This window comes from Novosphingobium sp. BW1 (genome assembly GCF_008107685.1).
Lineage (GTDB): Bacteria > Pseudomonadota > Alphaproteobacteria > Sphingomonadales > Sphingomonadaceae > Novosphingobium.
This window is the reverse complement of the sequence record NZ_VIRF01000063.1, coordinates 1-19,162: the sequence shown is the minus strand read 5'-3', so window position 1 is coordinate 19,162 and position 19,162 is coordinate 1. Positions and strand designations below refer to the sequence as shown.

Below are 19,162 nucleotides of genomic sequence, written 5' to 3'. Positions count from 1 at the left end.
TCACCTTTCTCAACCAGGGAGGCTGGCGTAAGGTGATCTGGACAGGTCCGTAAGCCCTCGGAAATCTCCTTACTTCCTGCTCAATATACCCTAACGTGGCGATATCCGCCTTTTCTTGCCTTCCCAACGAGGTCCTGTGCGCGCTCGTATCGCTTCGCTGATCCTGCTGGCAGGGCTTGTACTGCCGATCTGGGTGCGCTCGCCGCAGCTGCCGGAGCCCGAGGGCAACGGCCTTGCACTGGCGCGTCAGCGCCTGCCCGATGGGGGGCGGCTGGCGCGCGATCTTGGTCCCTTGCACCTGGAGGGTGCCTGGCAACTGACCGGTGCGCGTGCGGGCGGCTATTCGGCGCTGGTGCCGGTGGGGGATGGCCAGCTTCTGGCGATCAGTGACGGGGGCATGTGGCTCCATCTCGACATGCGCACAGGCGCGCCGTTTCGCCATGCCTACGACAAGGTGGGTCTGGCGACGCGCAGCAACGAGAAACAGGACCGCGACGTCGAATCGGCGTTTCGGGACCCGCGAAGCGGCGCGATCTGGCTCGGAATGGAGGGCGTCAACGCGATCGTGCGCACGGATGCACAGTTACATGAAGAACAACGCGTACAGCCTGCCGCGATGCGCGATTGGGCCGTTAATTCCGGGCCCGAGGCGATGACGCGGCTGCTTGACGGACGTTTTCTCGTGCTGCGCGAGACGCCGACGCCCGGCACGGGTGGGCGCTTGCACGAGGCGGTGCTGTTTGCAGGCGATCCGGTCGAAGGTGGGAAAGCCCGGCGGCTGCAGTTTGCAGGGCCGCGCAACTTTTCCGCGGTCGATGCCGCCACGCTGCCTGATGGGCGCGTGCTGGTGCTCATGCGGCGGCTGGTCTGGCCAGCGCCGCTGACCTTTGCGGGGCGCATCGTGATTGCCGATCCGCATGACATCGCGCAGGGCGAAACCTGGACCTCGCAGGAGGTCGCGGTGCTGGCCTCGGACATGCCGCTCGACAATTTCGAGGGAATGGCGGTGCGTGAGGGCGCGCAAGGCGGCGTCGAGATCTGGCTGATCTCGGACGACAACTTCATGCGCCACTGGCAGCGCACGCTTTTGTGGAAGCTGTCGGTCGATCCCGCACAGCTACCCGGCAGGGATACGTCGAAACATATCCGCTGAGCGCTGGTTCAGGTAGCAAAGGGCACGCAAAAAGCGCGCGGTGGAACCGCACGCCTTTGCGAGAAGCCGAATTGGCCGTTCACCCCTTGCGGGGTGAGGGCAATCAGGCGGCCTGCTGCTTCTTGAGCTCGCGCTTCACCTTGAGGGCGCGCGGGCTGAGCTTGCCATCCGAGGTCTTGAGAAGCCAGTTGTCGAGGCCGCCATTGTGCTCGACCGAGCGCAGGCCGTGCGTTGAGACACGGAACTTGAAGCTGCGGTCCAGACGTTCCGACATCAGCGTGACGTTCTGGAGGTTGGGCAGGAAGACGCGCTTGGTCTTGTTGTTGGCGTGGCTGACGTTGCAGCCGACCTGACGGCCCTTGCCGGTCAGTTCGCAGATGCGGGACATGTTTACTCTCGCTCGAAAAAAACGGTTGCCGTAAGTACGGGAAGGCGCGCCCTTACTGATTCCCTGTGCAAAGGTCAAGTTGCATGGGCGGATTTCGCAGGCTAGCTCAGGGTGCATGACCCGCTGGCCGCTTCCCCAATACATGGCTCTCGCCCTCGCGCAAGCGCGCGAAGCCGCCGATTCGGGGGAGGTGCCCATCGGCGCCGTGGTGGTAAAGGATAAAAAGGTCATCGCCGCGGCGCGCAACGCGCCCAGAGCCCGCCACGACCCCACGAGTCACGCCGAAATCGAGGCGATTCGCGAGGCTGCGCGAATTCTTGGTGACGACCGGCTGACCGGATGCGAGCTGTGGGTGACGCTCGAACCTTGCGCGATGTGCGCCGGCGCGATCGCCCATGCCCGTATTGCCAGGCTGTACTATGCCGCCAGCGATCCCAAGGGCGGGGCTGTCGAGCATGGGGCCCGGGTTTTCGATCATCCCCAGTGTCTCCACCGTCCTGAGGTCTATTCGGGCATGGGCGAGGCCGAGGCGGCGGACCTCCTTCGTACCTTCTTTCGCAAGCGGCGTTGATCGGGCCGGGTGGCCATTGCCCCTTGATCCCGGAATCGGCGACCTCCCCATTCTCAACCAAGGTGGCGGGCGCAAGGTGAGCCAGACCGTTCGGGGAGCCCGAGGGCAATGGCTCTCGGAATTACGTTCCTGATGGTCCGGCTCAGAGCCCACGCCAGATCTTCATGGCGGTATCGTCGCGTGTCCCCAGGCGCCGGGTATCGCAGGCGAGGGGGCGGAAGTCCGCGCCGTAGCACAGGCGCACCTCCCTCAGCCAACCCCGGCGGCTGAGGTGGATGCCGATGGCCTTGCGCGGCCAGTCGCGGTTGCGCGCGAGGAAGGCGTTGCGAAAGTCTCCGGCGGTCAGGTCCTCCTTGCGTGAGAGGCGGTCGGCGTCGGGCCAGTGGACCGAGCGCCACAGGATCGCACTCACGCGGTAGTACTTAGCCGGGTCCTTCGTCATGCAGCTGCCGTGCTTGGCCCATTCGCGGACCAGCAGCGAGGGGGAGGGTGTCATGCACAGGTGTTTGTGCAGCATCTGCGGGCGGGGCAGCTGCGTGGCCGCGCACCACTGCGGGGAGAGGCCCCGGGCGGCCTCGGGCCAGAGCCCGTGGAGGATGAATCCAAAGCGACCGAAGCGGGTGTCGCACTGCATCGCCTTGGGGTTGCCATGAGTCTTGCACCAGTCGGGCGACCAGCTGGCGGCCAGCGTGTAGCCCGCGATGGGACGCGGGCGGGCAGGGCCATCGCGGGTGACCGGCTTTGGCGGTGCCAGTTGGCGCGGCATGCGGCACTGGTAGGCTTGTGCGAGGGCTTGCAGGGGGCCAAGGGGCGCCGCCAGGAGTGCGAGGCCGATGCAGATGCCCACGCGCGCCATCCTAACTGAAGATGTCCCGGTGATCGGGAAACTGGCCTCTGGCGCGCACCCAGGCGAGCGCGTCGGTGCACAGCAGCAGCGCCATCGAGGCCATTTCGAGCGCGAGGTTCCCAAGGCTCAGCACCAGATGGAGCGTGCCAAGGGCCGCGTACTCTTCCCAGAAGACGATGGTCATCGGCAGGTCCAGCAGGGAAAGGCCAAGATAGAACCACAGCGCGATGGCGTTGGCGCGCCGGGCGATCATGTACCAGAAGCACAGGTAGTAGCCGACGGCGTACATCGCCATCAGCACCATCGGCAGGCTGCCGGGCTCCTGCGCATATGTCAGTGGCACGGTGGCGAGGGCCGTGAGGCCCTGCGCCAGCATCAGGGCACCGAAGAGGCGTATCGAGGTTGGCCGGGAAGACATTCGTGCGCGCTCCTCCCGTTTCAGAGCGGGGTGAAGTCGAGCCCGATGTCGGCTGCCGGCGCACTCTGGGTGAGGCGCCCGACCGAGACATAAGTGACGCCCGAGGCTGCGATCGCACCGATGGTGGCGAGGTTGACGCCGCCCGAGGCTTCGGTGGGCACGCGCCCGGCGACGCGGGCCACGGCTTCGCGCAGCATGTCGGGTCCCATGTTGTCGAGCAGGAGGTGGTGGGCGCCCGCCTCGATGGCCGGTTCGATCTGTTCGAGGTGATCGACCTCGCAGATGATCTGCACAACGCCCGCGTCGCGCGCGCGCGCCACGGCCGGACCGACCCCGCCTGCCACAAGGACATGGTTGTCCTTGATCATGGCGGCATCCCACAGGCCCATGCGGTGGTTCTGCGCGCCGCCCATGCGGGTCGCGTACTTCTCGAGGTGCCGCAGGCCCGGGATGGTCTTGCGCGTGTCGAGAAGGGTCGCCTGGCCCTCCATCGCATCAACGTAGGCGCGGGTCATCGTGGCAATGCCGGACAGATGCTGCACGGTGTTGAGCGCGCTGCGCTCGGCCGTCAGCATGGCGCGCGCGTTGCCGGTGAGGCGCATGAGGTCGGCGCCCGGCTGTACCTGCGTGCCTTCCTCGACGAGAATCTCGATCTCCATTTCGGGATCGAGCGCGCGGAAGAAGGCGGCGGCGAGCGGCAGGCCTGCAACCGTGATCGCATCGCGCGAATCCATGACGCCCGAGAAGCGCACGTCGGCATCGATCACGCTTTCGCTGGTGACGTCGCGTCCGCCTCCGGGAAGTCCTTCGCCCAGGTCCTCGGCGAGGGTGGCGGCAACGAATGTGTCGATGGCGAAGGCCTCGCATGCGAGGCCGGACAGGGTCGGCTCAGTCATGTGTGTGTCCTTGCCAAGCGATTGCCCGCCTGTCGAGGAGGCGTTGCATCGCGGATTTGCAAAATACGCAAAAGGAGCGCATAGGGGCTCCAACACGAGCTCACAGGCCACAAGGCGCTCGTGGCTGCATGACCCAGGACCCACGGCCAAGAGCCCCCGCTCCAGGTGCCCGAGGTCCCCCCGGATCGCTGTTCAGCCCACCCCTGCCGATGCCCGGACGCCCCTCGCGTCTGACGGGCGTTTTTCGGCTGCCGTTCTGGCCCACCTCGCTCGTGCCCGGGATCGGATTGCGTGCGCACCCGCAAAGGGGCGCAGGCTCCTCCCGTTCAACAGCAACGCCGGGTCGCCGGTACACGATATAGGAGCAGTTTCATGGCCCAGGGCCCCATTAAGCCTTTCCTCATCCAGAAGGACGAGAGCGGCAATTTCCGTCTGACCGTGCGTACCACGCGCTACAACTCGATCGGTTACCCGATCGTCTCGTCCAAGCTGCAGGATGAGATCTTCGAGACGCAGTCGGCGGCCAAGGCCTTTGCCCGCAAGAACTTCAACGCCGAAGCCGGTGAGTACGCGACCAAGTAAGGTCCGGAAAACGCCCGGCCGGACACCGGCCATCCCTTGCACCTGAATGGCCGTTGCCTCGTGCGATGAAGGGCCCTGCCTGTCCCCTGGGAAGGGTGATCGGCAAGGCCCTTTTCGATTCGTTCTCCGGCGATGGCTCGTGCGTCAGTGCACGAAGCGGGCGATCACGTCGCGGTAGCTGCGCGAAACCTTCACCTGCGCGCCCGAATCGAGCACGAGGAAGCATTCGCCGTTGGTGTGCGGCTTGACCTGGCGGACCTGGTTGAGGTTGACGATGGTCGAGCGGTGAACGCGCTGGAACACGCGCGGGTCGAGCCGGCGCTCCAGGTCCTTCATCGTCTCACGCAGGATCAGCGAATTGTCGGCGGTGCGGATGCACATGTAGTCACCCGCCGCCTCGATATGCTCGATCGTGTCGACATCAATGCGGAAGATCTGGCCGCGATCCTTGATGTTGATGAGCTTCTCGTAGCGCTCGGAGGCGGCCTGTTCGGGGTCTTCCGGAATATGCTCGACCGCATCGGGGGCGACTTCGGCAAGTACCGATTTCAGCTTCTCGGCCTCTTCGGCGGACTTCTTTTCCGCGATGCGCTGACGCACGCGGGCCAGCGTGTCGTCGAGCTTGCTCTCGTCGACAGGTTTCATCAGGTAGTTCACCGCGTTGGCCTCGAAGGCGCGCACAGCGTGCTCCTGGTAGGCGGTCACGAAAACGAAGAGCGGGGGTTCGATTTCCATCACGCCCTTGACCACCGAGAAGCCGTCGAAGCCGGGCATCTGGATGTCGAGGAAGACAAGGTCGGGCTTCTCGGTCTTGATCTTGCGGATCGCCTCGCGCCCGTTCGAGCACGTGTCGATGATCTCGACATCGGCGTATTTCTCGAGGCGCAGCTGCAGGCCCTGGATGGCCAGCTTCTCGTCGTCGACAAGGATCGTGCGAATTGTCATCTTTTTACTTCTCCGGAAAAAAGCGCAATGCGCGCCATCCCCCTTTGTTCCCGCCCCCTTTGGTAATTGCGGGAGGTGTGCTCAGCGTCCCGCCAGGGCGGCCTGGGGGGGCCGACCGGGCAGGTCTTCCTCGGCTTCGTCCCGGCGTTCGGCGGGCATCTCGATAAGGACGGCAAAGCCGCCCTCGACCGGTTCGAGCGTCTCGAAACGGTGATCCTCGCCGTACGCCTGGTCAAGCCTGTCACGAATGTTCGAAAGGCCAACGCCGGTGGATACCGGCTCCCCTCCATCGTAGGTCATGCCCGACAACCTGTTGTCGGTGGTGGCGCTTTGCAAGCCCGGCCCGGTATCGGAGACGGTAATGCGAAGCGTAGGGCCGATGAGCTGCGTGGCGATGGTGATCTCTGCCCCGGATTCCTGCGGGCTCACGGCATATTTTATGGCGTTTTCGACCAGCGGCTGGAGCAGCAGCGAGGGCAGAAGGCACTTCTCGGTCGCGGGATCGATGGTGAAGGTGGTGCGCAGCCGTTCCTCGAAGCGCATGCGCTCGATGTCGAGGTAGAGTTTCAGCGTCTCGACCTCCTGCGCCACCGTCACCCGCGCCGAGGGCTTGTTGACGAGCGTGTAGCGCAGGAACGAGGAGAGGCGACTCAGCATCGCGTTTGCCGGCTCGGTCTGCTTGAGCAGCACCAGCGTCGAGATCGAGTTCAGCGTGTTGAACAGGAAGTGCGGGTTGAGCTGGTAGCGCAACATGGCCAGCTGCGCGCTCGTCGCCTGGCTTTCGAGCCGGATCAGCTGGTCATTCTGCTCTTCCACCTGGAGGTAGAAGTTGATCGCGTAGTAAAGTGCGGACCAGGCGCCCAGCAATGTCGCGTCGATGTAGAGGACGCCAAGAAACAGCTGGGTGAAGCTGGCGTCACTGTCGGTGCGCCACAGCGACCAGACCCAGGCGTCGATGAAGGCGTGGAGCGAGACCGCGAAGGTCAGGATCACCGCGGTCAGGCCCCAGGTGATGATCGGGCGGCGCGCGATGAGGCCCCGGTAGATTACCGAGAGGACGAGCGAGATCGAGAAGCCGGTGATCGTCTGGATCAGCACCAGGACCAGCGAGGTCAGCGGCTGGTTGTTGGCGATCATCGACATCGTGCGCAGCAGCATCGCACCGGCCCAGCCGGCGGTCTGCAAGCGCCAGAAGGCCTTGTCCTTGTTCGCGAAGAACGGAATCGGCTGGATGGGCAGTACACGCATGACCATGGTCTAGCCTAGATTGGGGGCGACCCGAAACCGGGGCCCCTGAAAAGCAGTGGGCTCAGCTGTCCTGTGCGGAGCGTGCGGCCCGCGCCTCGTCAAGCGCGCGTGACAGCTGGTCGATGCCGACCGCGCCTGCGATCAGGTTGTCGCCCGCAATCCAGCTCGGTGTGCCGGTGAAGCCCAGCTGGCTTGCCATCTTGAGGTTGCGCTGGATTTCCTCCTCGACCGTCGGGCTCTGGGCCACGCGGCGCGCGCGTTCCATGTCGAGGCCGACTTTCTGCGCGACTGCCTCGATGGTGGCTTCATCGACCTGGCCGGCTGCGTACATCGCGTCGTGGAACGCGGGGTACTTGCCCTGCTCGGCTGCGGCGAGCGCCATGCGCGCGGCGGCCGGGCTTGCCGGGCTGATGACGGGCAGTTCGCGCACGATGATGCGCAGGTCCGGGTTCTTCGCGATCAGCGCCTGCACGTCGGGCAGGCTCTGGCGGCAGTAGCCACACGCAAAATCGCTGAACTCGACCAGCGTCGTGGTGCCATCGGGGTTGCCCAGGACCGCACCGGGGAAGGGGGTTTCCACGCTTTGGCGCACCCCTGCGAGCTGCGCCTGCGATTCGCGCTTCTGCAGGTTTTCCATTGCCTGGGGCAAGATCTCGGGGTGTTCGAGGATGTAGTCGTGGACCACGCGTTCCACCGCCATGCGGCCTCCGAACCAGCCGCCTGCGCCAATCACGGCGATGGCGGCAATCCCGGCAGCAAGCTTCGTTCCCATTCCCATGTGTATCCTGGCGTCCTGTCTGGTCTGTCGAGGTTGGTCGGTGGTTATGTGCAGGCGCCCTAGCGGCGCTCGGCGCGGCGTTCCAGTTCGGCGCGCGCCTGCATCTCGATATCCTGGGCACGAAGCCAGTCGGCAGAGTATTCGGGCAGGCCCGCCTCGGCGGCCTGGGCGCTGCGCAGGGCCTCCGCCATGCGGCCCGAGAGCGCTTGCTGTTCGGCGCTGGCGAGGTAGGCGCGAGGCATGTCGTTGTCCTGCGCGTAGATGACGCCCAGCTGGTACCAGGCAAAGGGGTTCTCGCGGTCGCGCACCACGGCGGCTTTGAGCACGCGGCGCGCCTCGTCGTGGTTGGCGCGGTCCTCGGTCGCGATCAGCGCGTGGCCGAAGAGGGTGGCGATGAGAGGCTGGTTACCTGTTTCCTGCGTGGCCCTGCGCAAGGGCTCGAGCGCCTTTTTCGGCTGCCCGCTTTCCAGCAGAATCTGCCCCTGCATTTCCAGGAAATAGGGATCGTCGGGGTCGCTCTCGACCAGGGCGGCGACTTCGGCGCTCGCCTTCTCGAACTGGTTTTCACGGTGGTAGGCGTAGGCGCGGGCGTAGCGTGCAGGCACCGTGTTGACGGTTGTGGGATACTCGCGAAACACGAGGCGTGGCTCGGCCAGGTAGCCGAACAGCTTGGCCTTCATGCGCACGAAGCGCTTCTGCATCGCCGCATCGGCCGGTTTATCCCAGGCTGGGTCCTTCTGGTAGGTGTCCTGGAGCGTCTGGATGCGGTCCCCGGTGAGCGGGTGGGTGGAGAAGAACTCGTCGCCCTCCTGCGGGCGATAGCCATGGCGAAATTCGAGGTTCTGCAGCTTCTTGAAGAACTCGATCGAGCCGCGCCCGCTGATCCCGGCCTTGGAGAGATACTCTGCGCCCGCCGCGTCGGCCGAGGCTTCCTGCGAGCGGGTGTAGGCGAGGAACTTGCCCATCGCGGCTTGCTGCCCGGCCATCATCACGCCAAGGCCCGCTTCCGCGCTGCCTGCGGCGGCCGCCGCCGCGCCCAGCAGCAGCGAGAGGATCGAGATATTGCTCGCCGCCGAGGCGCCCGGGCGCAGCACGGCGTGGCCCCCGGTGACGTGACCCAGTTCGTGCGCGATCACGCCCTGGACTTCCTCGGCGGTGTCCGCCTCGTTGATGAGGCCCGCATTGACGTAGACCGCCTGGCCGCCCGCGACGAAGGCGTTGACCGACATGTCGTTGACGAGAACGATGTCGACGTTCTCGGGCTCCAGCCCGGAGGCCGCGATCAGAGGCTGGGCCATGTCGTGGAGCAGTGCCTCAGTCTCGGCGTCGCGCAGGATCGATTGCGCGGCGGCCGGGGTGGCCGACCAGCCGAGCAGGGCCAGAACGCAAATCAGGGCAGCGGCGAAACGCATCAACGGCATGGTGCCTCTAGGGCCTTTCGGGCCTTAACCGGTGCTGAAGCGCCCGCAGGAAGGGCGCCGGGAACGGTGGGGAGCCTAGCGAGCGCGATGGGCGGTGGGAAGTGGGGAACAAGGAAGGATAATGACCAAGGGGCCCTCGCCCCTTGACCCCGGAATCGGCGACCTCACCTTTCTCGGCCAATGAGGCGAGCGAAAGGTGAGGCAGGCAATTTGGGGAGCCTGAGGGCGATGGCCCTCGGATATCTCTTCTTCTGCCTGGCCCTGGCAGAATTGCTCAATCGAGCAGATGGCGCGCCGCGCGGTCGAGCAGGCGCGCATCATCGTCGATCTCGCCCAGCAGGATGAGCCGCCCTTCGGGTGTACGGCGCGCGACAAGGACGGCAAATTCGCTGCTCTGCGCGCTCTGTTCGAAGGGCTTGGGCGGCATCTGGCGCAGCGCGGCGAGGAGTTCCTCGTGGCGGGCGATCAGGGCGCTGGCGTCCCCGGCCTCGGCGCGGCGCAGGTCACGCTCGGCGCGGATAACGGCCTTGAGGCCTCCGGGCGTCGTGGCGAGCAGATCCTTGAGGCCCCCGCGGGCAAGGCCCAGGCGCTGGCCATGGGCCATGGCGGTGGCAAACTCGGTGAGGCGTGTCTTGTCGTAATCGGTCCCGAAGACGAGCTTGGCCACGGGCAGCAGCGGGGCGCGCTCCTGCACGGTGATCTCGGCCTGAGCGAGCAATTCGGCGTAAGCGTCCGGAGCCTCCTCGCAGGCCAGCGCGAAGTCATAGGCCCTTCCGATGGCCGCGTAGAGCGCCTCGCGCGAGCGGCTTTCGCAGCCGCGCGCCAGGCGCGCTTCCTCACGTGCCGCGCCCAGCCAGTCGGTAAGGTCGCGCGGGGCGGGCGGCGCAAAGCCGGTCGGAGCGCTGGCGGCCAGGTCGTCCGGATCGACGAGGCCGAACTGCGCGGTCGGAAGCTCGAGCGCGAGAAGTTCGAGGCCGGGGGCGATATCTAAGGCGTCATCGGCCGGGCCATCGGCCCATTCGGTCATCGGAGCCGTTTCGCGCAGCATGGCGGGCATGCTTTCGTTCGCCTGCGAGGGCGCATCGCCCAAGCGCTCGGCGCGCCCCTGCGCTTCGGCCGGGCTCAGAGCCTTCCAGTTGATGACGCCCAGGATCGCATCGATGGTCGCATCGTCGCGTGCGAAGGGGAGCAGGATCCCGCGGTAAAGCACGGTCTTGCCGCGCTGATTGACGAATTCGGCCTCGAACCCGCTCGGGGCCTGGTTCGCGAGGATCTGCATGTAGTGGTCGGTAATGCGCGAGAGAAGCGATCGGCTGGGCACGTCCGCAAGGGTGCGGATCGGCGTTTCGATGTCGCATTCCTGCGCCAGCGTGGCGCCCACGAACCGGACGATGGGGGCCTCGATCCCCTCGGCAAAATCGAGAAGGACGCTGTTGGGGCCGAAGTCGAAGATTGTCTCGAGGTCAAGGTCGTCGGTATGGGGAAAGGCGCGTTCGCCCAGCAGACCCGCCCAGAAATTGTAAGCGCGCACCTGCATGCGCCGCTCGTCGCGGCCCACGGCAACAGGCGTGTCCGATTCGCTGTCGCCCGCCTCCTCGAAAGGCACGTCGGGCTCGGAAAACTGACTGCGCAACGTATCCATGTGGAATTCCCAAGCCTCCGACTGGTCCATTGTCATGCCTTGCCGTGGTAAAATAATCTTTAAATGCGCGCGCCAGTGGATCAATTGGGAGATTAATCGGTGAGGCTTCAATCGTCGCCGACGAGGCCTTCGCCCAGACGCGGCAGCGGGGCGACCACGCGCAGCAGCAGGAACCCGGCGAGGAGCGCGACCGATCCGGCGTGGAGCGCGAAGGGCAGCCCCTTCCAGTCCGCCAGCGCGCCCCAGATCCACGCGCCGATGGCCATGCCCCCGAAGGTGACCGCCTGGTAGATCGAAAGGCAGCGGCCCAGGATCGATTCGGGCGAGCGCAGCTGGACTGCGGTGTTGATGGTGGTGAGGATCAGCACCCAGGCCATCCCCGAGATGAAGGCGGCAGGCAGGGCGAGCGGGATCGTGCGCACCTCGGCGATGACCGAGAGCGAGAGCACGAAAGTTGCGGTGCCGAGCAGGAGAATTCCCTCAAGGCCGAGCTTGCGGCGAATCGCGGTACCGAACGGGGCCGCGCTGATCGAGCCGATTCCGAACAGCCCCAGCATCATCCCGAAGTCGATTTCGGTGCCGCCGATCTGGTCGCTGACGACCGTTGGCAGCAGCGCCTGGTAGGCCGAGAGCCCAAGGCCCAGTGCGAAGCTGCGAGCGAGGATCCGGCGCAAGGGGCGGGTCTTCGCACAGTAGCTGAGCCCGGCCCAGACGGCGGGCAGGATCGGGGTCGGTGCGATCTTGCGGTGTTCCGGGCGCCACCACAGCAGCACGCCGATGAGACCGATATAGCTGACCGCGTTGATCGCGAAGGCGAACGAGACATCCCAGATCGAGATGATGAGGCCGCCGAGCGCTGGTCCTACCGAACGCGCGATGTTGAAGGAGATCGAGTTCAGCGCGATCGCCTGAGAGATCTGGCGCGGGGCGACGACCTGGCGCACCGATGCCTGCCAGGCGGGCGCGTTGAGCGCGGTGCCGATGCCCACGCTCAGCGTGAAGGCGAGCAGCAGGATTGGGGAGATGAGCCCGGCATAAGTCAGTCCTGCCAGAAGGCTGGAGACAAGCAGCATGCCCGATTGCGCGATCAGCATGACAACGCGGCGGTCGTAGTTGTCGGCAATCGCGCCTGCAAACACGCCGAAGAGCATGATCGGTACAGTGGTCGAGGCCTGGACCAGCGCGACGAGCTGGTGTGAGCTCGTCAGGTCGGTCATCAGCCAGGCCGCGGCCACGCCCTGCATCGTCGCGCCCAGGTTCGAGAACAGGTTGGCGATCCAGATCGAGCGGAAGACGGGGTGGCGAAACGGGGAAAACGGGCCATCAGGACCGTCGGGCGAGGTCTGCGCCGTCGCCGAAGGCGGGCGGGGGCTTTGCTGCGATCCTTCCACCCTTTCGGCGTTAGGGGGCAGGGCGCGCGGCGGCAAGCCTCATGGGCCTGTCCTGGCGGAAAATAGCATGCCTAGAGTAAATACCGCATGCGGATCGTCAGGCGAGTGTTTTCCGCGCCGGTGGCGAAGGCGGCCTTGTCGAAAGCGGGCGGGCCCATGCGCACGGGTGCATCGCGCGAGAAGCCGAAGCCCTCGCGCGGGACGATGAGGGCCTTGTCGAGCTTGCCGTTGGCGTTTTCATCGTGAATCAGCGCGACGGCATATCGGCCTTGCGCCACCGGCCCGAAGTCGAGCTCCACGTCCTTGCTTGCCGGAACGGTCAGGCGGTGCGCCTCGGGGTCCTTTTCGCAGTCTGGAAAGGTGTCGGGATCGCGGGTCAGGCAGGCCAGGATCTGCCCCTTGGCGGAGCGCAGGTTGGTAATGCGGGCGGTGACGTGGGGCACCGCACCCTTTACAGCGAGCGCACTGGTGACGACCTTGGCCGCGGGCGCCGAAGCCCCCTCGTCCCCAGCTCCTGTCGCCGCCATGGCGAGCGGGGCGAGGGCGATCAGGCTCAGGGCGTGGATATACCCCGGTCCGTCCCGCAGAAATGGTCCCAGAACCGGAAATAGAGGCCGTAGTTGCATCGGTACTGCTCGTGGTGGCGGTGGTGGTGCGAGGCGGTGATCAGCCAGTGGCCGAGTCGCGAGCGGACAAGGGTCTGGGGGAAGATCTCCCAGCCCATGTGGTTGGTGATGCCCATCACGGTCATGATGGTGAGCACGAGACCGAGCATGGCCACGTGGATCGGGATCAGGAAGACGAGCGCGGGGATCACCACCGCGCCTGTCACCGCCTCGACGGGGTGGAAGCTCATCGCCGCCCAGGCCGTGGGCGGGCGGCTGGCATGATGGACCGCGTGGGCGATGCGGAACACGCGGGGGCGGTGCATCCAGCGGTGGGTCCAGTAGAACCAGGTGTCGTGCGCGAAGAGGAAGAGAAAGACCGAAAGCGGCATCCACCACACAGGGTGGGCGGAAAAGTCGGTGTAGATGCGCGTCCAGCCATGGGCCTGCCAGCCCCATGCGACAATCCCGGCAGGGACGCCGTAGATCCCGGCCGAGAGCAGCGACCAGAAGATCTCGCGGCGGATCTGGCGGTCCATCCCGGCATAGAGCCCGGGCCGGGCGCGCCGGGTGATGAGCGCGAAGAGGCCGGAGGTCGCCAGATAGCGCCCGCCCACGATGGCCGTCATGGCCAGAGCCGAGACGAGAAGGGCCCAGAGGCCGGGGGCGGAAGGTGATCCCATTAGCCCACTTATGCCTGCGTGCTGGACGCCTGCAAAGCCTTGGTGGGAAAAGATACGCCGAATGCAGTGCGACCCGGGTTTGGAAAAACAAGAAGAGAAATCCGAGGGCGATCGCCCTCCGGCTCCCCATAATGTCTGGCTCACCTCCCGCGCGCAGCCTTGACCAAGAAAGGTGAGGTTGCCCGTTCCGGGGCAAGGGGCGATGGCCCCTTGAATCCCTTTTTTTCTTTTTGACAGGATCCGAAACGAAACGATCCCGAGAGCAGGGCCCCCGGGATCGTTCTGTCTGCGTGCGAAGGCGCGGAAGGCTCAGCCTGCGCGGCGCACCGCGTTCTTGTGCGTGCCCACGCTCTTGCCGCCGCGGGGACGGAAGCGGCGCTTGCGCTCGCCTTCGCCCGTACCACCGGCATTCGCACCGTTGTTGCGCTCGCCGCGCGGAGCTTCGCGGCGATCCTGGCGATCACCGTCACCGCTCTGGCGATCGCGGCCCGGCTTCCCGCCGCTCGAACGGCCGCCGCCGTTGCCACCCCTGGCGTTGTTGCCGCCGCGGCCACCGCCTGAGCGGCCCTGGCCCTGGGGCTCAGGACTGCGGCGGGTGGGAGCGGGCAGACGGCGCGCCTCGACCACGAAATCCTCAGGAAGGCCGAGCGCGGTCAGCTTGACGCGGGTCAGGCGCTCGATGTCACGAATGTAGGGCTTCTCGTCCGGCGCGACGAAGCTCACGGCTACGCCGTCGGCACCTGCACGCGCGGTGCGGCCGATGCGGTGGACGTACTGTTCGGGCACGTTGGGGATCTCGAAGTTGTAGACGTGGGACACGCCCGAGACGTCGATGCCGCGCGCGGCGATGTCGGTCGCGACAAGGACGCGGATCGTGCCCTGGCGGAAGCCGCCGAGCGCGGCGGTGCGCTGGGCCTGGCTCTTGTTGCCGTGAATCGCAGCGGCGGGAATGCCTGCGGCCGTCAGGTGGCGTACCACGCGGTCCGCGCCGTGCTTGGTGCGGGTGAAGACAAGCGCGCGGTCGATCGCGCCGTGCTCGGCCTTCTCGGCGGCATCTTCGGCAAGGCCCTCACGCAGGCGGATGGTGAGAAGCGCCTGCTTCTCGGCCTGGTTAATGAAGGTCGCGTACTGCTCGACGCGCTCGGCCGTGGTTGACTGCGGCGCGACCTCGACCTTGATCGGGTTGTTGATGAACTGCTTGCCCAGCTCGGCAATGGCCTGGGGCATGGTGGCCGAGAAGAACAGGCTCTGGCGCTGCTTGGGGAGCAGGGCCGCCACGCGCTTGAGCGGCACGATGAAGCCCAGGTCCATCATCTGGTCAGCTTCGTCGAGCACGAAGATCTCGACGTGCTTGAGGGTCAGCGCGCGGCTGTCGATAAGGTCGAGTAGACGGCCGGGCGTCGCGACAAGGACATCGCAGCCGCGCTCGAGCGCGCGGGCCTGCTTGCCCGCCGGAACACCGCCGAAGACGCACTGGATCGAGAGATTGAGGAACTTGGCATAGCCACGCATATTGTCGGCGATCTGTGCGGCAAGCTCACGCGTGGGCGAGAGCACCAGCATGCGGCAGCCCGCGTTCTGGCGCGGCTTGGGATCGGCGGCGAGGCGGTGCAGTGAGGGCAGCGAGAAGGCCGCCGTCTTTCCGGTCCCGGTCTGCGCGATGCCGAGCAGGTCGCGGCCCTCGAGCAGCGAGGGGATCGACTTGTGCTGGATCGGCGAGGGATCGGTATAGCCCTTGGCCTCGAGCGCACGCAGCAGGGGCTCGGCCAGACCAAGGTCGTTAAAATAGGACATGCACGTCACTTTCAAGTTGTCATGCTTGGTGCGCGCCGGAAACATCGAAGCAAGCGCGCGCACGGCAAGGTGTCGTTCGGGCGACCCTGCGTGAAGAAGGAAGCTTGGTTCTATCGCAACCGCTCGTCCGGGCCGGTCCGGGATTTTTCGGCTTTTTGCCTATCCCTGGACCTCACGCCGCTCGCGGACTGCAGCGCAGGAATCACTCCTGCGCGCCGGTTGCGGGATGGCAGATAGGGGGGTTCTGTGGAAAACGCAAGATAATTGCGCTTGCCGGTCCGATCCGAATCGGCTGAGCATGGAGTCCATGCCTGAGGTTCCCTCCCCCTGCCGCAACACCTGCGCGCTCGATTCCGCCCGGCGGGTCTGCCGCAGCTGCCATCGTACGATCGAGGAAATCGTGGCCTGGCCTCGCCTCGATGAGGCGGGCAAGCGCGCGGTCTGGGCGCGGCTGGAAGCCCTCGATCTGGAGAAAACACGATGAGTGGAGGGATGCGTGACGCCGATCTGCACACCGATGGTTGGTGCCTTGAAGATGGAGAGGCCTATCACGCCAGCGCCCCGGACACATTTGCGATCCCGTCCCGGGCCGACCGGGAGAATCTGTGGCCGGGTGATCTGGTGAAGCTGATCTTCCGGATCCAAGTCGACAGCGCCAAGGGCCCGGTCGCGTTCGAGCGCATGTGGGTCCTTGTTCGCGAGCGTCGCCCGGACGGCTATCTGAGAGTTCGCGACAACGATCCGAGTTCGATCGGCGAGAACGAGGAACTGTGGAGCGGGAGCGAACTGCCGTTCAGGGCGCGGCACGTAATCGCGATCGACAGAGGCGATGCTGAAACGCGCGTGCTGGCCTTGCAGGAACCTCGGCGGCGTTGGCCTGGCAGCCAGGCCGGCGGGGGCCAGCCCTAGGAAACCGGGTCGGGTGTCAGCTGTCCCGGTCCCACTTTTGCGTTTCGGGATCCGCGTTCACCACCAGCCGCCGCAGAGCGGTGCGCGCGAGGCGCTCGACCTCCACCTTGCGGCGTGCGGCGGCCAGCTGATGCAAGGGGGCGGGCCGCAGGATCTCGGCGTCGTAGCTGTCCGCCACGATTACCCCGCAGGTATCGGGCAGGAACGCCTCGGTCTCCAGCGGAGCGCGGTCGAGCGAGGGGGGCAGCGCCCAGTAGAACCGGTCACAGAAATCAAGATAGTCGGTCCACTTGCCATCGCCGAGCAGGTCGGCCCGGCTGACCTTGATCTCGACGAGGATGACCTGCCCGCGCGCATCAACGCCCATCAGGTCCGCGCGCCGTCCATTACGCAGCATCATCTCGGGCAGGCACCAGATGTCGTTGCGGGCAAAGAGCCGCGAGACGCCGCGCACGACGTCGGCGGCAACGATGGAGGCGCCGGGAGCGGCAGCGGGATCGGGGCGAATCGAATCGGTGACGGCCATGCCCGGCATGATAAGAACAAAATGTGAACTTGCAACGTGTAGCCGACAGTTCAGGCCATTCGGCGAGCGGTTCCCTGTGGACGGAGGGCCAGATGGAGGAGCCCGTCGCGGGTGCGCACGAACTCGCTCCACAGCGCGCGGGCGGCGGCCTGGGGATGGCTCCCGCGCGCGAGGGCGGAGAGCAACGCGGAAAGTCCCGCCTCCATGACCGCAGAGAGATCCGCGATTTCCTGTTCGGCCTGGAGGCGGCGCTCCTCTTCCGCATCGCGGACCTGCGCAGGGAATGCACGGATGGCCTGGGTAAGCGGGGGGCAAGGCGTTCCCGCGATGCTGGCAATGGCTTGCGCGGCATCATGCAGGGCCGACCATTTCATCGACAGCGCGCTCGCCGACCCGTTTCCGAACTGGGCGCGCCCCGACCGGCCAGGTCCGGTACCTGTGAAGGCAAATTTGCCCGTCTTGTGCGGAGTCGCGTCCATAGTCAGCCTGTTTAGGCGCGGCGCGCTTGCCAATTTCCTAACTGTCACGCATTCAAGCGCCCAATTCGCGGGCTCAGGACGATGAAGTTCCTGCACACGCGGATGGATTTGGCGCTGGCATCCCTGCCAAGGCTCTGCTAGGCGGCGCTTTACTGCACCCGTAGCTCAGCTGGATAGAGCGCTGCCCTCCGAAGGCAGAGGCCACAGGTTCGAATCCTGTCGGGTGCGCCAATTTTTCAAAGACTTAGGCGATTGCCGTTCGTTCCGTATGGAACGAGTATGGAAAACATGGGGTCTGGCTTCCCCTGCTTCTGCGTGGCCTGCTGGGCTTGCAATCCGACAATCTTGGCGCGGCTGGCAGTCCAGATTTTTCCGGGGCCTACCTGTCGGATGCGCCCATACGAAGCGCTAGCAGACCGCTTTTTCTCCGGCTGCGCCGCTTTCAGGCAGAAACTTCAGTTTGAAGTTGCAGTTTTAGCTACGGCAGATCGGCCACTTTTCCGACGCGGAGTTCAGTCCAGACGCGGAGTTCAGTCCAGACGCGGAGTTCAGTCCAAAAGACCACATCGCTCCCGCTCTAGCGCGTTTGCCTGCGGCGGGCGCGCCCCTACCTATACTGAACGACTATATAGGATCAGGTGCATGGGTTTCTTGTTCGAGCCGTATCAGGATGGGCACTGTTGCCTATGCGGGGTCGCCGCGCCGCTGACCGGTGAGCACAAGGTCAAAGCATCGGCCATCCGAGCCATGTTCGGCAGTGACAAGATGGTAATTGGCCAGTTCGGCGGCGGGCAGGCTTATCGCAACGCGCAAGGGCCGAAGGCCAAGGCGCTTCACCACTCCGCCGGGCTATGCGCCGATTGCAACGGAGCGCGCACGCAGCCAGCGGACAGAGAGTTCGACCGGCTGCACAAGCTGACCTTAGCACACCATGCCGTTGAAAGCGACCCGATCACCGTCTTTGAGGATGAGCGCTATGCAGAGGGCGGCGCGCCCTACCTTAACGTGTTTCGCTACTTCGCCAAGTTGCTTTGCTGCCAGATGGGTGACGTCCACGGCCCCCGTCCCGTCTCGGTCAGCGCGTTCGCAACCGGCGAGCTGGATCACAACCGCGTGTTCCTCCAAATTGATGGCGATCCCAACTATCGTGATTGGTCAGCCGTGTCGGGGGAGCACGCCTACGCGGCACATGGAGGGCTGGCCATTATCATGGACCGCAAGACGGAGCGCCCATCGCGCATTCAGAGAGAGGTGGCCTGGAGAATCTGCACACTGAGATAATTGGATTTTCTGCCTGAGAGCAGCCAGATGGGCTGCGAGACAGGAGCAGAGAATGAGCAGACGACCCCGGCGCAACCACAGCCCGGCATTCAAGGCGAAGGTGGCGCTTGCCGCGATCAAGGGTGAGAAGACGCTGGCAGAGCTGGCGCACGACTATGATCTGCATCCCAACCAGATCACGACGTGGCGCACGCAGTTGCTCGAAGGGGCGGCGGGCGTGTTCGGCTCGGAGAAGGCATCTGACGAACCGGCCGTCGACGTGAAGACGCTTCACGCCAAGATCGGCGAGCTGACGTTGGCCAATGATTTTTTGGAAGGCGCGCTCGGCAAGGCAGGTCTGTTGCCGAGCGCAAGGCGATGATCGACCGCTCGCATACCTTGCCCGTGAAGCGCCAAGCGAAGGAACTGGGGATCAGCCGGGGTAGTGTCTATTATCTGCCGCGGCCGGTTTCGTCCGAAGATCTTGCGATCATGCGTTGCATCGACGCGCTGCATCTGGAGTTTCCGTTCGCAGGCAGCCGGATGATGCGCGACTTTCTTCGTCAGGAGGGCATCACGATCGGCCGCTGCCATGTCGCGAGCCTGATGAAGAAGATGGCGATCGA

At 65.5% G+C, this 19,162-nt stretch carries 21 protein-coding genes, 1 tRNA gene and 1 pseudogene; 8 read left to right on the top strand and 15 right to left on the bottom strand.

The window, feature by feature from the left end; translation table 11 throughout:
- Positions 1–136 precede the first annotated feature (136 nt).
- Entirely contained in the window at positions 137–1,153 is a 1,017-nt protein-coding gene (locus FMM79_RS07645) for an esterase-like activity of phytase family protein (protein ID WP_162528462.1), read from the top strand.
- 103 nt (positions 1,154–1,256) lie between these two features.
- Here the strand turns inward: FMM79_RS07645 and rpmB are convergent, their stop codons facing one another.
- The gene (gene rpmB, locus FMM79_RS07640; protein ID WP_039389789.1) at positions 1,257–1,541 is read right to left on the bottom strand and encodes a 50S ribosomal protein L28; all 285 of its coding nucleotides are present in this window, start codon (positions 1,539–1,541) and stop codon (positions 1,257–1,259) included.
- A gap of 115 nt (positions 1,542–1,656) precedes the next feature.
- Here rpmB and FMM79_RS07635 point away from each other — a divergent pair, with 115 nt between their 5' ends.
- Positions 1,657–2,112, top strand: a complete 456-nt coding sequence (locus FMM79_RS07635; RefSeq protein ID WP_148626925.1) for a nucleoside deaminase — start codon at positions 1,657–1,659, stop codon at positions 2,110–2,112.
- 142 nt (positions 2,113–2,254) lie between these two features.
- On the opposite strand, the gene FMM79_RS07630 is transcribed toward FMM79_RS07635, so the two are convergent.
- The 3 genes from FMM79_RS07630 to nadC are packed head-to-tail and all read right to left on the bottom strand — an operon-like array spanning position 2,255 to position 4,273.
- Positions 2,255–2,959: a ribonuclease T gene (locus FMM79_RS07630; RefSeq protein WP_371710879.1), complete on the bottom strand. Its 705-nt coding sequence runs from the start codon at positions 2,957–2,959 to the stop codon at positions 2,255–2,257.
- A 10-nt stretch (positions 2,960–2,969) separates the two neighbouring features.
- Complete coding sequence (locus FMM79_RS07625; protein WP_148626923.1) at positions 2,970–3,377, bottom strand: hypothetical protein; 408 nt, start codon at positions 3,375–3,377, stop codon at positions 2,970–2,972.
- A 20-nt stretch (positions 3,378–3,397) separates the two neighbouring features.
- Positions 3,398–4,273, bottom strand: a complete 876-nt coding sequence (gene nadC / locus FMM79_RS07620) for a carboxylating nicotinate-nucleotide diphosphorylase (RefSeq protein WP_148626922.1) — start codon at positions 4,271–4,273, stop codon at positions 3,398–3,400.
- Positions 4,274–4,645: 372 nt separating this feature from the next.
- Between nadC and FMM79_RS07615 the strand changes: the two genes are divergently transcribed.
- The gene (locus FMM79_RS07615) at positions 4,646–4,855 is read left to right on the top strand and encodes a hypothetical protein (protein WP_039389778.1); all 210 of its coding nucleotides are present in this window, start codon (positions 4,646–4,648) and stop codon (positions 4,853–4,855) included.
- A gap of 144 nt (positions 4,856–4,999) precedes the next feature.
- On the opposite strand, the gene FMM79_RS07610 is transcribed toward FMM79_RS07615, so the two are convergent.
- The 9 genes from FMM79_RS07610 to FMM79_RS07570 all read right to left on the bottom strand — a co-directional run bounded on the left by FMM79_RS07610 (position 5,000) and on the right by FMM79_RS07570 (position 15,362).
- Positions 5,000–5,800, bottom strand: a complete 801-nt coding sequence (locus FMM79_RS07610; protein WP_148626921.1) for a LytTR family DNA-binding domain-containing protein — start codon at positions 5,798–5,800, stop codon at positions 5,000–5,002.
- 81 nt (positions 5,801–5,881) lie between these two features.
- Complete coding sequence (locus FMM79_RS07605) at positions 5,882–7,048, bottom strand: sensor histidine kinase (protein WP_148626920.1); 1,167 nt, start codon at positions 7,046–7,048, stop codon at positions 5,882–5,884.
- A gap of 61 nt (positions 7,049–7,109) precedes the next feature.
- A complete protein-coding gene (locus FMM79_RS07600) occupies positions 7,110–7,820 on the bottom strand; it encodes a DsbA family protein (RefSeq protein WP_240339047.1) in 711 nt (236 codons plus the stop codon).
- 65 nt (positions 7,821–7,885) lie between these two features.
- Positions 7,886–9,247, bottom strand: coding sequence for a M48 family metalloprotease (locus FMM79_RS07595; protein WP_148626918.1), 1,362 nt, complete (start codon positions 9,245–9,247; stop codon positions 7,886–7,888).
- Positions 9,248–9,521: 274 nt separating this feature from the next.
- Complete coding sequence (locus FMM79_RS07590) at positions 9,522–10,889, bottom strand: hypothetical protein (protein WP_148626917.1); 1,368 nt, start codon at positions 10,887–10,889, stop codon at positions 9,522–9,524.
- 107 nt (positions 10,890–10,996) lie between these two features.
- Positions 10,997–12,316: an MFS transporter gene (locus FMM79_RS07585; protein WP_256376784.1), complete on the bottom strand. Its 1,320-nt coding sequence runs from the start codon at positions 12,314–12,316 to the stop codon at positions 10,997–10,999.
- Positions 12,317–12,351: 35 nt separating this feature from the next.
- Complete coding sequence (locus FMM79_RS07580) at positions 12,352–12,807, bottom strand: DUF2141 domain-containing protein (RefSeq protein ID WP_148626915.1); 456 nt, start codon at positions 12,805–12,807, stop codon at positions 12,352–12,354.
- A 26-nt stretch (positions 12,808–12,833) separates the two neighbouring features.
- Entirely contained in the window at positions 12,834–13,568 is a 735-nt protein-coding gene (locus FMM79_RS07575; RefSeq protein WP_240339046.1) for a sterol desaturase family protein, read from the bottom strand.
- A gap of 309 nt (positions 13,569–13,877) precedes the next feature.
- The gene (locus FMM79_RS07570; protein WP_148626914.1) at positions 13,878–15,362 is read right to left on the bottom strand and encodes a DEAD/DEAH box helicase; all 1,485 of its coding nucleotides are present in this window, start codon (positions 15,360–15,362) and stop codon (positions 13,878–13,880) included.
- A gap of 307 nt (positions 15,363–15,669) precedes the next feature.
- On the opposite strand from FMM79_RS07570, the gene FMM79_RS07565 reads away from it, so the two are divergent.
- Together FMM79_RS07565 and FMM79_RS07560 are read left to right on the top strand one after the other, a co-directional pair.
- Positions 15,670–15,846 (top strand): DUF1289 domain-containing protein, encoded by a 177-nt coding sequence (locus tag FMM79_RS07565; RefSeq protein WP_148626913.1) that lies wholly within the window; start codon positions 15,670–15,672, stop codon positions 15,844–15,846.
- 8 nt (positions 15,847–15,854) lie between these two features.
- Entirely contained in the window at positions 15,855–16,271 is a 417-nt protein-coding gene (locus tag FMM79_RS07560) for a DUF2314 domain-containing protein (RefSeq protein WP_148626912.1), read from the top strand.
- Between the two features lie 16 nt (positions 16,272–16,287).
- On the opposite strand, the gene FMM79_RS07555 is transcribed toward FMM79_RS07560, so the two are convergent.
- Together FMM79_RS07555 and FMM79_RS07550 are read right to left on the bottom strand one after the other, a co-directional pair.
- The gene (locus FMM79_RS07555; RefSeq protein WP_148626911.1) at positions 16,288–16,797 is read right to left on the bottom strand and encodes an MmcB family DNA repair protein; all 510 of its coding nucleotides are present in this window, start codon (positions 16,795–16,797) and stop codon (positions 16,288–16,290) included.
- A 50-nt stretch (positions 16,798–16,847) separates the two neighbouring features.
- Positions 16,848–17,276 carry a hypothetical protein gene (locus FMM79_RS07550; RefSeq protein WP_240339045.1) on the bottom strand — a complete coding sequence of 143 codons (429 nt, stop codon included), beginning with the start codon at positions 17,274–17,276 and terminating at the stop codon, positions 16,848–16,850.
- Between the two features lie 154 nt (positions 17,277–17,430).
- Here FMM79_RS07550 and FMM79_RS07545 point away from each other — a divergent pair.
- The 3 genes and pseudogenes from FMM79_RS07545 to FMM79_RS07535 all read left to right on the top strand — a co-directional run.
- Positions 17,431–17,507 (top strand) — tRNA-Arg (locus tag FMM79_RS07545).
- 411 nt (positions 17,508–17,918) lie between these two features.
- Positions 17,919–18,557 (top strand): hypothetical protein, encoded by a 639-nt coding sequence (locus FMM79_RS07540; protein WP_148626910.1) that lies wholly within the window; start codon positions 17,919–17,921, stop codon positions 18,555–18,557.
- Positions 18,558–18,609: 52 nt separating this feature from the next.
- Positions 18,610–19,162, top strand: a pseudogene (locus FMM79_RS07535) (IS3 family transposase); the annotation flags it as partial.